General features: G+C 59.0%; 9 protein-coding genes and 2 pseudogenes. 6 read left to right on the forward strand and 5 right to left on the reverse strand.

All coding sequences use genetic code 11. From position 1 onward, the window contains the following. Positions 1 to 36: 36 nt before the first annotated feature. Together A9K65_RS31700 and A9K65_RS31705 are read right to left on the reverse strand one after the other, a co-directional pair. Positions 37 to 759 carry a B3/4 domain-containing protein gene (locus A9K65_RS31700; protein WP_176479568.1) on the reverse strand — a complete coding sequence of 241 codons (723 nt, stop codon included), beginning with the start codon at positions 757 to 759 and terminating at the stop codon, positions 37 to 39. A gap of 215 nt (positions 760 to 974) precedes the next feature. After that, complete coding sequence (locus A9K65_RS31705; RefSeq protein ID WP_064994856.1) at positions 975 to 2,480, reverse strand: PLP-dependent aminotransferase family protein; 1,506 nt, start codon at positions 2,478 to 2,480, stop codon at positions 975 to 977. A gap of 110 nt (positions 2,481 to 2,590) precedes the next feature. On the opposite strand from A9K65_RS31705, the pseudogene A9K65_RS31710 reads away from it, so the two are divergent. The 3 genes and pseudogenes from A9K65_RS31710 to A9K65_RS31720 all read left to right on the forward strand — a co-directional run bounded on the left by A9K65_RS31710 (position 2,591) and on the right by A9K65_RS31720 (position 5,084). Beyond that, a pseudogene (locus A9K65_RS31710) lies at positions 2,591 to 3,831 on the forward strand (aminotransferase class I/II-fold pyridoxal phosphate-dependent enzyme). Positions 3,832 to 3,868: 37 nt separating this feature from the next. Next, complete coding sequence (locus A9K65_RS35470; RefSeq protein ID WP_140688030.1) at positions 3,869 to 4,180, forward strand: dihydrodipicolinate synthase family protein; 312 nt, start codon at positions 3,869 to 3,871, stop codon at positions 4,178 to 4,180. 712 nt (positions 4,181 to 4,892) lie between these two features. Next, a complete protein-coding gene (locus A9K65_RS31720) occupies positions 4,893 to 5,084 on the forward strand; it encodes a hypothetical protein (RefSeq protein WP_013533545.1) in 192 nt (63 codons plus the stop codon). A gap of 643 nt (positions 5,085 to 5,727) precedes the next feature. Here A9K65_RS31720 and A9K65_RS31725 read toward each other — a convergent pair. Then, positions 5,728 to 6,441, reverse strand: a complete 714-nt coding sequence (locus A9K65_RS31725) for a GntR family transcriptional regulator (protein ID WP_064994861.1) — start codon at positions 6,439 to 6,441, stop codon at positions 5,728 to 5,730. 326 nt (positions 6,442 to 6,767) lie between these two features. On the opposite strand from A9K65_RS31725, the gene A9K65_RS31735 reads away from it, so the two are divergent. Further along, entirely contained in the window at positions 6,768 to 7,013 is a 246-nt protein-coding gene (locus A9K65_RS31735; RefSeq protein WP_280952669.1) for an ATP-binding protein, read from the forward strand. 869 nt (positions 7,014 to 7,882) lie between these two features. Here the strand turns inward: A9K65_RS31735 and A9K65_RS31745 are convergent. Further along, a complete protein-coding gene (locus tag A9K65_RS31745; protein WP_084016086.1) occupies positions 7,883 to 8,092 on the reverse strand; it encodes a transposase in 210 nt (69 codons plus the stop codon). 1,013 nt (positions 8,093 to 9,105) lie between these two features. On the opposite strand from A9K65_RS31745, the gene A9K65_RS31750 reads away from it, so the two are divergent. Then, complete coding sequence (locus tag A9K65_RS31750; RefSeq protein WP_064994874.1) at positions 9,106 to 9,678, forward strand: periplasmic heavy metal sensor; 573 nt, start codon at positions 9,106 to 9,108, stop codon at positions 9,676 to 9,678. Between the two features lie 203 nt (positions 9,679 to 9,881). Further along, positions 9,882 to 10,488: pseudogene (locus A9K65_RS31755) on the forward strand (carbamoyltransferase C-terminal domain-containing protein); the annotation flags it as partial. 882 nt (positions 10,489 to 11,370) lie between these two features. On the opposite strand, the gene A9K65_RS31760 reads toward A9K65_RS31755, so the two are convergent. Continuing rightward, a complete protein-coding gene (locus A9K65_RS31760; protein ID WP_064994875.1) occupies positions 11,371 to 12,342 on the reverse strand; it encodes a CHAT domain-containing protein in 972 nt (323 codons plus the stop codon). Positions 12,343 to 12,502: the final 160 nt, after the last annotated feature.

The following is a 12,502-nucleotide window of genomic DNA, read 5'->3' on the forward strand; positions in this document are numbered from 1 at the left end:
GCCAGCTCAGCCGCGATGACAGGGATGGCACGTTCCTCAACCGACCCGCCTGGCGGAACTGGCGACCGAGGCTTTTGCGGTGGTGATTTCCTGTTCGTAAACCTTACACCCTGGTGCAAGCTCTCTCAGACCGCTCACGAGCATCTTAGCTGCGTCCTCGAGCGCTCCCTCCGGCATCGCTGCTAAGCTTTCCAAAATAAACCACATGCGGCCGCCCACCGTCTCCAACCGGGTGCGCGTGCCCTGCCGCCAGTTCCAGCGGCGACATGTAACTGCCAGATCGTCGCGCCAGATGACCTCCCCCTTGGAAGGCTGTTCGACGACCGCTTCGCCATTCAAAACAGTGTGGAAGCACTCCGTTCCTTCCGCAATTGTCAGCCGTGGTTTACCGACGTATGCATCGAAATTTTCGCCGCCGACGGGTATTGCGAAACGCAGGCTCACTGCATTGTAGAGGTCAACGACAGGATTTATCGATGGGATGCGGCCGTCCCTCTCCACCCGTTTTTTCAATGCGTGCGCCGAGCACGGCGTCCGGTTTGGTTTTGCTCCGAATCGGACGTATGCCTCCGCCCAATTGGCTAAGTGCGCTTCTCCCCAGGCGGGTCCTCCCGCTCGGACGAAATCGCAAGCCTCTCCCAACACGTCTCGAGCCATGACGCCTCGCGCACTGTCCTGTGCATCAACAAGAATGCTGATAGCGCGAAAGTCAGGTGCGATCTCTGCCATTTCCTCGTCGATCAGCGGAAAATCCATCAACGCTTTCTCCTTTAAGCCGGCCGCACGGCGCCTTGCTTCCACTGGATGTAGGAGTCTCGTCGAGAACTCTCTTCGCCAGGTCGCAGGGTCAGAGTACTGCCCTGGACCCTGACTGGGCGACAGGGCCAGTCATGGCAAGTCTTGCTGATCCAGTCTGCGATCGCTGCCGGCGTGACTCTGGGGTCACGAGCCAGGCCTGTGCACCGTCAGGCCGGTTATTGAGGATGTTGCCGAGTGCTCGCAAGGCTTTTTACCCGTTGAACAGCGCCAGTAAGGAGCCGAACGCCATTCTCGATCTGCCGAATGGTCAGGGCGGAATAGCCCATCACCAGTCCAATCCGGTCAGCACGGCCTTCATCTCGAATGTATAGTGATGAAATCGGATGGATGCCCACCCCGACCCGCCGCGCCTCTTCAACCAGGATGTCCTCCAGCGAGCGAGAAAGATCCTTGAACCAGACGACGACATGCAGCCCTGCATCAGCACCCTCGATGACAATACTGTCTGCGAACGCGCGTTGAAGGACGGCAAGCAGCGCCTCTCGACGCTCGCCGTTGAGACGGCGGACGCGTCGCACATGGCTTTCATAACCACCGCTCTCGATAAGTGAGGCCAGGGCCTCCTGTTCGGCAACCGGAGAATGCCTGTCGAGAAGCTGCTTGGCCGTCGCAAAGACATCTTGCAACTCGGCCGGAACCACCAGGTAGCCGATGCGCAGCATCGGCGACAGTGTCTTGGAGATCGTCCCAACATAGATCACGGAACTGCGGTCTTCCAGCTTGTGCAACGGGGGCACCGGACGAATGTCGTACCGGTACTCGCCATCGTAATCGTCCTCGATGATATAGGCGTCGTTGCGCCGAGCCCATTCGAGAAGCTGATAGCGCCGCGAAATCGACAAGACGCCGCCGAGCGGGAACTGGTGCGACGGGGTGACATAGGCCAGCCGCGCCGGAATTTCCTGCAGCAGCTCCGTCTTCATGCCCTCGCTATCGACGGCGACGGCCACTGGAGTGGCTCCTGTGCTGGCAAAGACCAGGCGCGCCATTCTATAGCAGGGATCCTCGATCACGAAGCTGTCAGCAGGATCCAGCAGCAGACGCGCGCAAAGGTCCAGGCACTGTTGTGATCCACTCACGACGAGGATCTGCTCGACCCGGCAGCTAAGCGTTCGGGCGCGCCACAAATATCCCTGCAACGCCTGGCGCAAGCGATGCGAGCCGCGTGGATCGTGATAGGCCAGCCTTCCGGTACTTTGTGACATCGCCGCGTTCATCGCGCGCTTCCACGTCAGTGCAGGGAAATCAGATGGTGCGAGGTCGCCGTAGCGGAAATCGACCTTGAGACGGTTGGGGAGGTAGTCGGACCGTGGCGGACTGGCGCGCAGTCGCTCGCCGTAACTGGAAAGGTGAATCGGGCCAGTCCGTTTCGGCACCGCGCTGGTCGCTTTACTCCCGACTAGCGAAGCTGCAACGCGAGGTCTTGCGCCTTGGATGACCTCAATGAAACCCTCGGCGACCAGCTGGTCATATGCCACCGTCACCGTGGTTCGCGACACACCGAGTTCATTTGCGAGGCCCCGGGACGACGGCAGTTGGCTGCCCGTTTCATAGATGCCGCCCAGGATCTGCTCGCGAAGAGCTTCGCAGATCTGGCGCGCGCCCAGACCTTGAGGGCGAGCTGTCGAAGCGGCAGGAGAAGGCTGGACCATTTCTTTCATCGCCAACTGAACGTTCCATCTGAGTTAGTGTGACGGCATTGTCCCCGAAATCAAGAGGGCTAAAGCCGATGGCCAGCGCCGAAGATCCGCTTGAAAACGAGGCAATATCAATGCCATTCCGGAACGAGGTCGACCTCGCATTTGCCACCCGGGTCATCCATCACGGCTACGATCCGGCCGGCTTTTCCAATTCCGTTCAGACGCCTGTGTTTCTTACATCGACCTAGATTTGAAGGCGTGGCAGCAAACGAAGCCGCCGCAGCCCTTGGCGGAAGACTTCTACGCACGCGAATACAACCCGACGACTGGGGTCCTCGAAAAGCGGCTCGCCAATCTCGAAGGAGCCGATGCTGGGCTGGTACTCGCCTCGGGGATGGCGGCCTTCGGCACGCTGATCCTTTCGCTGCTTTCGCAAGGTGACGAACTCATCGTCCACAACACCGTTTATGCCAATGCACTCGCCATGGTCGAACAGGGCCTGCCGCATTTTGACTAAGGTCGTTGCCCTCGACCTGTCAAATCCCAGTAATCTCAAGGGGGCCATCACCGAAAAGGACTCGGCTCGTTTTCTTCGAGACGCCGATCAACCCGTTGAGCCGTATCCTCGACATCGCTGCCATTGCCAAACACGCCCACTCTCGCGGCGTGAAGGTCGCGGTCGACAGCACCTTCGCCTCGCCCGCCCTCCAGCGTCCGCTGGAACTCGGAGCTGACATCGTGATCCATTCGCTGACCAAGTACATCAACGGACATGGCGATGCGCGGGGCGGTGTCATACTCGGCGATGCGAAGACATTGCACCTGTTGCGCGAAACTGGCCTGCGCTATCCGACCCGGGCAGCGCTCTCGCCCATGTCCGCGTTCCTGATCTTGCGCGGGCTGAAGACACTCACGCTGCGTATGGAGCGTCACAGTGCCTCTGGGCTCGCGGTCGCCCAGGCGCTCGACGCACCGGGCTGTGGCTTGGGTTAGCTATCCGTTTCTCCGCTCTCATCCCGACCATGAGATCGCGCGCAGACAGATGTCGAACGGCTCAGGCATGTTGGCTCTCCAAACGGGGTTCGAGGGCGCGCGCCGTATGATGGACGGTCTCACGTTGATCACCAGGGCAGTCAGCCTTGGCGATGCTGACCGTCTCATTTATCATCCGGCAAGCCTGACCCGCTCGCGCAAGTTAATCTGCAAGGACGCGCATTTGCCTGAAGCAGTCGGCGACGACCTCATGCGCCTGTGGGTAGGACTTGAAGACGCCGTCGCTGCCGTCACTATCGCTTGGCGTAAACCGCGAGCGGGACTCGTCCACCCGTTTCGTCCAGCGCCTCGGAAAAGCCCGACGGCGTTCCTCGCGTGACAGATACATGTAAGTGCCGGTGCTGCCGAGCAGGCCGATGGAATCCACCTTTGCTGCACAGGGCGCCGATTTGATCACCGATCTCAAGCAGGCGAACGTGGGCGCTTTGCGCACCGATGAAGCGGTAAAATATGCAAGTGATGCGAAGGCCCTCGGCGCAGCCGCGGGATTTTCGCCGCTTTGTCCTACAGTCCGCTCACTGAGGACGAGGTTTTCGAGCATTTTTACGACAGTGGCGCGCGAAAGTGGCCTTCCGATCGTGATCTACGACGATCCTGCAAACACGCATTTTCGCTTCACGCCAGCACTCATCCGCGTCTGGGACAGCTGCCTGAGATCCTCGCTATGAAAAACTCAGCGGACCGGGGCGATGCTATCGAAGGCCAACTTGCGTACCAGAAAGAAATATTGCCGAAAGAATTCTCAATCGGCTACAGCGGCGACTGGAACGTCACGGCGGCCCTGATCGCGGGCGCCGATGCATGGTACAGCGTCCTCGGTGGCATCTTGCCGGAGCCCTGCCTGGGGATCGTCAGAGCGGCTCGGCACGGCGACCACACAGAAGTACACGGGTTAGACGCTACGCTGGCCCGGTGTGGGAGCTTTTTAAAACGTTCTCGAGCCTTCGCATTGTCTACGCTATCGCAGAGCTCCTCGAAATCTGTTCCGCCCAGCCCCCACGGCCAATCAAGCCGGTTTCCGCTGCCGCGAAGTACCAGGTCGCCGAAGTCCCGGCCCGTTTAGGATCAGGTGCCCCAATCGTAAGCCCCGCTTTCGAGTGGTGTGCTGACCACCGACGGATTACAGCTCTCGACCCCTACCCAGCGAGCTCACCGTGTGTGCCGAGGGAGCGCAGCACCTCCCGTCCCTCGGGACCACATCCTTGCTCAGCGGCTTGCGAGGCCAGCTCTCACTGCGGCACAGTTCTGGCAAAATGTCATCGTCCGAGCATGCTACTCCTCCTGATTGTGTCAAGTTTAAATCAAATTGTCCTATGTATGTTCACCGTTGCGCGACACTGACCTCGTAGAGGGCTGACGCGGCGGCTACTGAGAGGTTAAATGAAGAGCGATTTTTCCGCGGCCCGGGTGCATTTAGATCGGGCGTACCACTATCTTGGTGGTGATGACCCGATGAGCCAGACGGGGCGTGAAGCCTTGGACGCTATAATTGAGGCGGTCGCCTTCGAAGAATTCAAACAGCCCCGCCAACAGGCGGAGGTGCTACCATTTCCGGATGTGCGTCGCTTCTGAGACGATCGCCCTAGCTATTGACCTGTGGAGCAAATCCTCCCTGCTCCCCAGGCATAACCGGATGGGTAATAGCCATGAAGGCCTGGGGCGCGCATCCACGATGCCGGGCAGGTAGCGAACCCCATGGCCGGGGACCACGCGGTCGATTGGGCCAAGGTCCTGTCCGAAGCGCTGAGGAGAGTTTCCTTTCGGGCGAGACCGTGACGTCTGTCGCCAGACGAGGGGGCGTGCGCCGGCGAGCCTCGGCGTGGCGCGCCGAAGCGGTGCCGTACGCCGTTCGGCGGCCTTGTTTGTTGAGAATGCCGGCGATGACGGCGTCGGGTATGCGGTGCAAGCCCCCGCAGCAGCACCAGCGTGTGCTCGTCCGTACGACGAGGAGCGGGCCAGCGGGCCGACGCACATATCTACTTTGAACGCTCCGGCTGGCCCCCGTCTGGAAAAATTCCCGAAAATTGGCGCGATCGAAGCTTTTGAGCGGTGTTCGCTATAACCTTCACATCAATCACCGCGCCAATCCGTCAGGCGCGAGGCTCGCGCGGGCAAGTCGATGTTGCATTAGTTAATCCTCCGGGGAATCCGCAAAAGCGCCGGCAGCAACAGCAGCAAAAGTGAGCCAGAGCCACATCTCAGTGGAAACCGCCGGTCAGCTCTCGTCGAAATTCGACTGCAATGTCTTCAACCAGCTCTCTTTCGTATCCCCGGCACGAAGATTACCCTCCAGCACAAGCTCGGGGACGGTTTCAATTGTCGCACTGAATTGCCGACCAATATTTGCGATCGCCCCATTTTTGTCTTGCTTGTCAAGAAGCTCTACAAGCTGTCTCATATCAGTTATAATACATGATAGACGCTCCGGCCGTTGCAAATCCAAAAGACGTACATATCTCGTTCGGATGTTGAACTCATGAACGAGATCCAGCATTTTTCCATTGTTTCCACCCTCTGCGATCTTCTCATAAAATACCTCGAGGAACTCCCCAAACAAAATACAGTCGTTAGAGCTGGGGATCGTAGGAAGCGTCGACCACGGCTTGGAATGCTCATCTGGGCCTTCCCTGAAAACACCCTGAAGTATTGCGTTGGCAACACCATACTCATCTGATAATTGCTTTGTATCCAGCTTTCTTGTGTAGTAGCCATTGCGAGGAGATCCGACGATGTACTTTTCGGTTTCGATCTGAATCAATGCCTCGCGTAACGGGGTAACGCTCGTTTTCAGGGTAACGCTGATTAGACGTGGGTCGAGTCGCGTATCGGGGGGCACCTTAAAATCGACGATAAGTTTCTTCAATGCTTTATAGAGTCGATTGGCCTTGGACCGATCCCATCCTGGTGTATCTTCGTGCTGCCTATACATGCCTTCTCCTGGGAGAATGGTTTCTGCTATTCAAAGAAGCTTGGGCTGCAGCCCCACTCCTGGTGTCCCTCGCCCGCCCGATCTGCCCTTACAACCCGGGGGAGCCGGTTAGATGGGGCTGATCCTCGTGCGCGCAAGTGACATTTTTGCCCCACGGGGACATTTGAACCTCGCCGCCACATCAAACGGTGAGCCAAAGCGGCCGCTTTGAAGCTGGCCTCAGCGAGCTTCGCCATGCCATCGGTATCGTTCTTGTTTCGTTAAGTTTCGCTTAAGGCGCACCAGAACCTGGTCGTCGCCGGCCAGACCGGGATCGAAAGTCATGGCTGGCCTGCGCCTTCGACCGTCAGGCGGCACGGCTCGATCATTCCGTGCTCTACCTGCGCGTTTTACGGCTCTCCGAGGGATTTGCGTTCGCCCGCATTGATGGCCGCTGCCGCCGCCTCATCTACAAGCTCACGCGCGTGCGGCTCCTCATCCTCGACGACTTCGGAACGCACTCCCTCATTGAGGAGCAGCACTTCCATCTGTTCGAAATCGTCGAGAAACGCTATCGACGCAAACCACCCTGATCACCGCCTGTTGCCAGATGGCATCATCGCCGAGCTAAATATCAGGGGCCGCCGCCATTCTCGACAGGCTCGCTCACCGCAGCGCTCCAGTGCGAAAGCAAAGCCGCTGCGTCTCCTATGAAGTCAGTGCGTGTCGCAGCCTCACTTTGCCAGAGCGCCGCCTCTATTCACTTCCCATGGTATATTAGTGAACAAATGTCCGCGTACTTAGCATCACGTCGTTCGCTGCCTGCAGTGCCTGCCCCCGTCACCTTCCGCCCTTCCATTGTGGAGAATCTGATCCAAGTGGCCAGCCGAGGTGTTCATGGGGCGCGCGATTGCGGGTAATCCTCTACGCTCCACTCGTCATTATTGCACGTCCGATAGCCAAGGCAATTCTGGGCAGCGCTGACATTTCCGCAAACACGCGCCGCACGATTTCCTCGGCGATCCGCTCCGGGGTCGACGTGGGCTCGTCTTCGGCCGGGACGAACGATGCCATGCCGGCGAGGCATTCGCGCAGCATGCGCCACGACCTTCGCCGCAGCGGGAACTGGCTTCATGTACATGCGCAAATTAGTCCTAAAGAAGATCGAGTGCGCGATCAAAATCATCGTCGACACCAGACGCGGGCACCAAGCGCTAGATTCCTTCCACCGTCATGATTGCTGACAACGGCCTTTGGCGTAGAAATTGGCCCGCCACTCGATCGGCGATCGAGGCACTTGGACTGCGGATATCAGGTGCAAGAGGCGGACTTGACGCCCTGACGGGCCGCATTTTTGCCTGGACGCGCCGGCGCGTCTGGAACGACCCGATCGCGAACGACGTGTGGCAGCGCTTCGATCGGGTCGACCTTGCGCCGGCCGATGCGGTCTGATCCTGTAAGCTCAGGCGCCCTCGACCAGCGCGCGCCGGGCATGGGTGTTGCCGGCCGTTGCGATGCGGCCCGCGCCAGACGGTCTCGCCACTCGATTGCTCGCCGGGACCAGGCCGAAGTAGGCCATGAGCCGGCGTGGATTGAAGAAGCGGGTGAAGTCGCCGACTTCCGCAACCAGCACCACGGCATTGGCTGACGCGATACCGCGTATTGCCTGCAGGCATCACCCACCGAGCGCCGGTTCATTCCGGGATCGGCTGAGTATCTGTTACTGGACCTGCTGCAGGCGCCGTTCCGCATCATGACGGCATCGACGTAGTCCTGAATCCGACCTGCTGAGCGGGATGTTCGAAGGCCAATGTCAAAAGCAATCGGCAGCAAGCCATTCGCCAGGCCGCCCCACGCTCTTGCTTATGCCCGTGACGCAGCAGAAATCGCGAAGACGTTCATGCGCTCGCGTCAATATCTGTCGCACGACGGGGCTACACAGGCGATCAGGTCGCGAATGGCTTCGTGATCGTTATGGGCACCCAGACGGGGGTCAACTCTCCGGCCCGATTGCGGCGGGCGAGCATGGTGGCATCCCGACGGTTTATCTTCACCCGATCGCCGGCCGCCTCGGAATCAGCGATGACGCCACCACGTCGCAGCGATGACTCAGGCTTGTGAGTTGGCGATAACGGCCATAACCGCACGCGCCGGTCTCCTAGCCAAACGCTAGCGGCTTGCCGGAATGCCCAGACGGTTGCAGAGCTTTTTGATGGCATCAGTGTCATTGGGAATCTCGCCGAAATATTCCAGCGATCCGCCGCGTCAGCTCGCTGCCACCGCGATCGAAATCCGCTCCTTGTGAATATCCACATATGGCCCGCCTCTTGTGCATGAGGCACTGCGCCGGCCAGCTGGCTTAACCCTCGGCCGTTGCTTATCGGATGACGGGCCACCCTCAGGCCCAGCAGTCATAAGGGGTACGTGGAGTCGCCGCGGCTCCTGACGCTATCACATCAATCCAGAAGTTGAACAATAAGTCAGACTATCTTATCAATAGGCTCTTATGCCTCTTCAACTGTAGGCGACATGCCCGATTGCATCGTTTCGCGCAAAAATAGTCGGATATATTTAGAAATATACTTATATTCTCTTGCCTTCTAACTGGCACAAACCTATCTGCTGCAAATGCCGGTTCTACTGATCCAGGCATTCCACTCGACCAACATTCAAAGGAATATGTTCATGCCCCAAACTGAACCCTCTGCGTGGCAGAAACTTCGTCAACATTTCTCCCGCACTCCGAAGTCGAAGAACTGGGGCAAGCGCATCGCAATCGGCGGCATTGCGGTCGTCACGCTTGCCAGCGTCGGCGTCTCTGGCGCGCTCAGCCAGGGTTACGGAGGCGTGCAGCGCTTCGACGTCGGCGGCGGCCACGGCGGACCCGACATGCACATGCAGACCGGCCTCCGCCATGGGACGGGCTACTGCGCGCATGACTTAGGGTCCAAGCTCGTTGATCTTGACATCACGCCCGAGCAGGAAGAAGAGTTGGCGGCGATCACCGACCAGGTCCATAACCATATTCGCCTCATCAAGCAGGGCTTAATCCAGGCGCACAATGATCTCGCCGAGCTGCTCAGCGCGTCAACCCTCGATCCCGACGCAGTGGAGGAGGTGCGCGCCGAGATTGTCGAGTGGGCCGGCGAGGCTTTGCGCGCGCTGACGACCGATCTGCTGGATGCCACCGAGGTGTTGACGGCCGAGCAGCTTGAGCAGTTGCTCGACGATTTCGGGGATCTCGAAGATCGCGGATAAGCTCTGTACGAGCACAGGTTCGAACGGAGCGGACAAACGAGCATGGCGGACCAGGTCCTCATCGTCGATGAAGACAGGCGGCTGTCCGCCATGCTCGCGGAATATCTGACGGGTTACGGGTTTCGTGTGCTAACGGCGGACACGGGGGGGGGCATTGCCGACATCGCGCGGCAGTACCCCCCAAGCCGTAATTCTCGATGTCAGACTGGTCAGTCTACAGCGGGCCGAATGTGGGCCGTGGCAAGATTCCCCCCGGTTGGCAATCTGCTGCTTTCAGTCTGAAAGATCTTGCCCGTTTGCTCGCCGACAACAAGCCTGTGGTGTTCCTTGCAGGCCGCGCAGAGCTTGGTCCGCGTGCCTTGGGAGGCAGAAGCATTCTGGCGGCTGCGACTTCGCCGGAAATGAAGGACCATCTCAACAAGATCAAAGTGCGAGAGCACTTCCGGCCGGTAGCGCCAATATGCTTGGAGGATCGTGCACCTGACATGTTTGACCCCGGCACGCCGGATCCTTACATGCTGTTCGACCACCGAACCCGTTCAGAGTGGAAAGAAATAATCCCGGCGGTCGTCCATCTCGACGGAACTGCGCGACTTCAGACGGTTTCAAGAGCTTCCGAACACCCAATTTGCAGAACTTCTCATAGAGTACGAGAAACTCACGGGCATTTCGCTGCTCTGCAACACGAGTGCAAATCTCAATGGACGTGGTTTTTTTCCGGATGCTGCTGCCGCCTGTGAGTGGGGCTGCGTAGACCACGTTTGGTGCGATGGGTTGCTTTTGACCAAGACAAGTCAATTCGAGGGCTGACCGAGCCGCAGCCAAGGTTCCTGCATCGCCGGCGTTGAGCGCGGCTGCGACAATCATCGGGTCGCACATCCATGGAGCTGTTCCTTGGCTGGCGTCGATCACCACATAAGGTCACGTGGGCACACAGGCTAGCGTGCCGTCTCCTTCCTGAGCCGCCGGGGTGACATGCGACCGATCATTTCAACGTCGTAGTTGGCGTCATCGCAAGAGTATCCGGCGGCCTGAATGGTCTAGATCACAGCCTCATCGAGGAACGGTTCGTTGCACGAAATCGCTCGTAGGAAAATGGCGACAGGTCCAGTGTCTGAAACCCGCCGCGGATGCATCAATAACGTTCAATGGAAGAACTGACCGGTCAGGTTCGTTGCCCGCCATACCTCAGGGGTGAGCATCCGACGCCTCCCGATGCGCCGAAGGCCGACGTAAGCCACTTTAGCAACGTTGGACGGATGAACGAGGTTCGATATCCCGAAGCTTGCGCTTCCTCTTGGTTTCCGCAATCCTGACAGGATGCGACTTTCGCGTATTGCTTTGCGCTGGCAACAGTTCGGTTGGGCCAAAAGCCCGCCGCTGCGGTTGACTGAAAGCCGCCATTGACTGTCGCTGCGCCGCGACCGTCCTCGAGATGCGTGAGAACACTAGGCGCGCGATAGACACGCTACACCCTTCATCGCCGCTGAGTTGGAGAGAGCAAAACTGCGCAGAGAACGGCTCCAAACCCGACAGTGACGCGCAAATCCTTTGCTGAAGAGCTAGAAAGCGCCTCGCAACTGAGGATGCGCTCATCAGCATTGCTGCAGAGATGAAAGTGGGCGGTCGGAGGTCATTCAAATCGTGTTGCGCAAGTGGGAGCTCAAGCGGCTTGTAGAAGCGAACACCCGGCTAAGGACACTGCACGATAACAGGCGTTTCGTGCTCCGCGATGCCAAACAGTTTCAATTCGACAATCCCCAATTCGAATGCGACCGGGACGCCCTTTCCGGCACCAAGTGCTCGGTAGAAACCGGTGGCGAACGCGATCGCCGCCTCGTCACTGATTGTCGTGCGCATGCCGATGACGAAGGGGACATGCCGGGCAATCGCAAGAGCCTGGTTTTCAGAAAAGCAAGCGTTGAGCAGGACACACCGGACTTTCTCGCCCGCCGCCGCGAACAGCGCGGCCAACGCGTCGGGGTCGATTTCGTGGCTCGTGCCATCGGATGCTTCCACACAGATTGCACCATCAGCAGTACCGTGGCCGGAGAAGTGCACATAGGCCGGTTCGAGCTCAAGCAGTGCCCGCACCATGTCCTTGGCACGGACTGCTCCGCGTGCTTGGAGGTCAAACCGCTCGCGGTATCCTGCCGTTGCCAGCTCTTCTCGAATGTCCCGCAATTCCCTGTCGAGCCGCAACCGAGTTCTGTCCGAGGGATTGGCCGCTAGAAAGAGTATCCGGAGCTTCGTAGCCGTCTCGACAGCTAGTGCGCTCAGATAGGTCACATAGTCCATTGTACTGTCGGCCCAGAGCGCGATACCATCGAAGAAATCGGCTTCTGCGCGTTCGTAGCGACGCTGCGCTTCCTCCGTCCCGAAATGTTCACGCGAGACAGTTGGGTTGCGCGAATCTCTGATCGCCTGCGCGAACTCACGGCACCCCTTCCACTGCTGGCTGGAATCCCCTCCGGTCACCCGTCTGGCCTTCTCCCGCACAAGGCTTTCAATCAGCTCGACCTCCGCGTCCCTGGGCCATTCTTCGGGCGTGATACCCGTGTCTTCCTTACGGTAGTGTCCAGCGGTACGCTTCGCCCTGGCCTTGAGCGAGCCAATAAGGCTTTTTAGCCCACTTCCGTTCGCGTCGATTTCCGTCTTAGCCACGCTAATCCCCAATGCAGCGCATGCCGAGCAATGTACCCGTCGTGAGGCGCGAGCTTAACCTTAAAGCGAGCTGTGTTCGCCTGAACCGATTCGAGCCGACGTCTCTTGCGATCCGCTGCCGCCACCACCTGCCGATGGGATCGCTGGGATCTTCTCGGCG

This window comes from Mesorhizobium sp. WSM1497 (genome assembly GCF_001672455.2).
Classification (GTDB): Bacteria; Pseudomonadota; Alphaproteobacteria; order Rhizobiales; family Rhizobiaceae; genus Mesorhizobium; species Mesorhizobium ciceri.

Coding starts and splice junctions, on each gene's coding strand:
- A9K65_RS31705 (WP_064994856.1), bottom strand. CDS start 2,480: ATGAAAGAAATGGTCCAGCCTTCTCCTGCCGCTTCGACAGCTCGCCCT.
- A9K65_RS35470 (WP_140688030.1), top strand. CDS start 3,869: ATGGAATCCACCTTTGCTGCACAGGGCGCCGATTTGATCACCGATCTC.
- A9K65_RS31720 (WP_013533545.1), top strand. CDS start 4,893: ATGAAGAGCGATTTTTCCGCGGCCCGGGTGCATTTAGATCGGGCGTAC.
- A9K65_RS31725 (WP_064994861.1), bottom strand. CDS start 6,441: ATGTATAGGCAGCACGAAGATACACCAGGATGGGATCGGTCCAAGGCC.
- A9K65_RS31750 (WP_064994874.1), top strand. CDS start 9,106: ATGCCCCAAACTGAACCCTCTGCGTGGCAGAAACTTCGTCAACATTTC.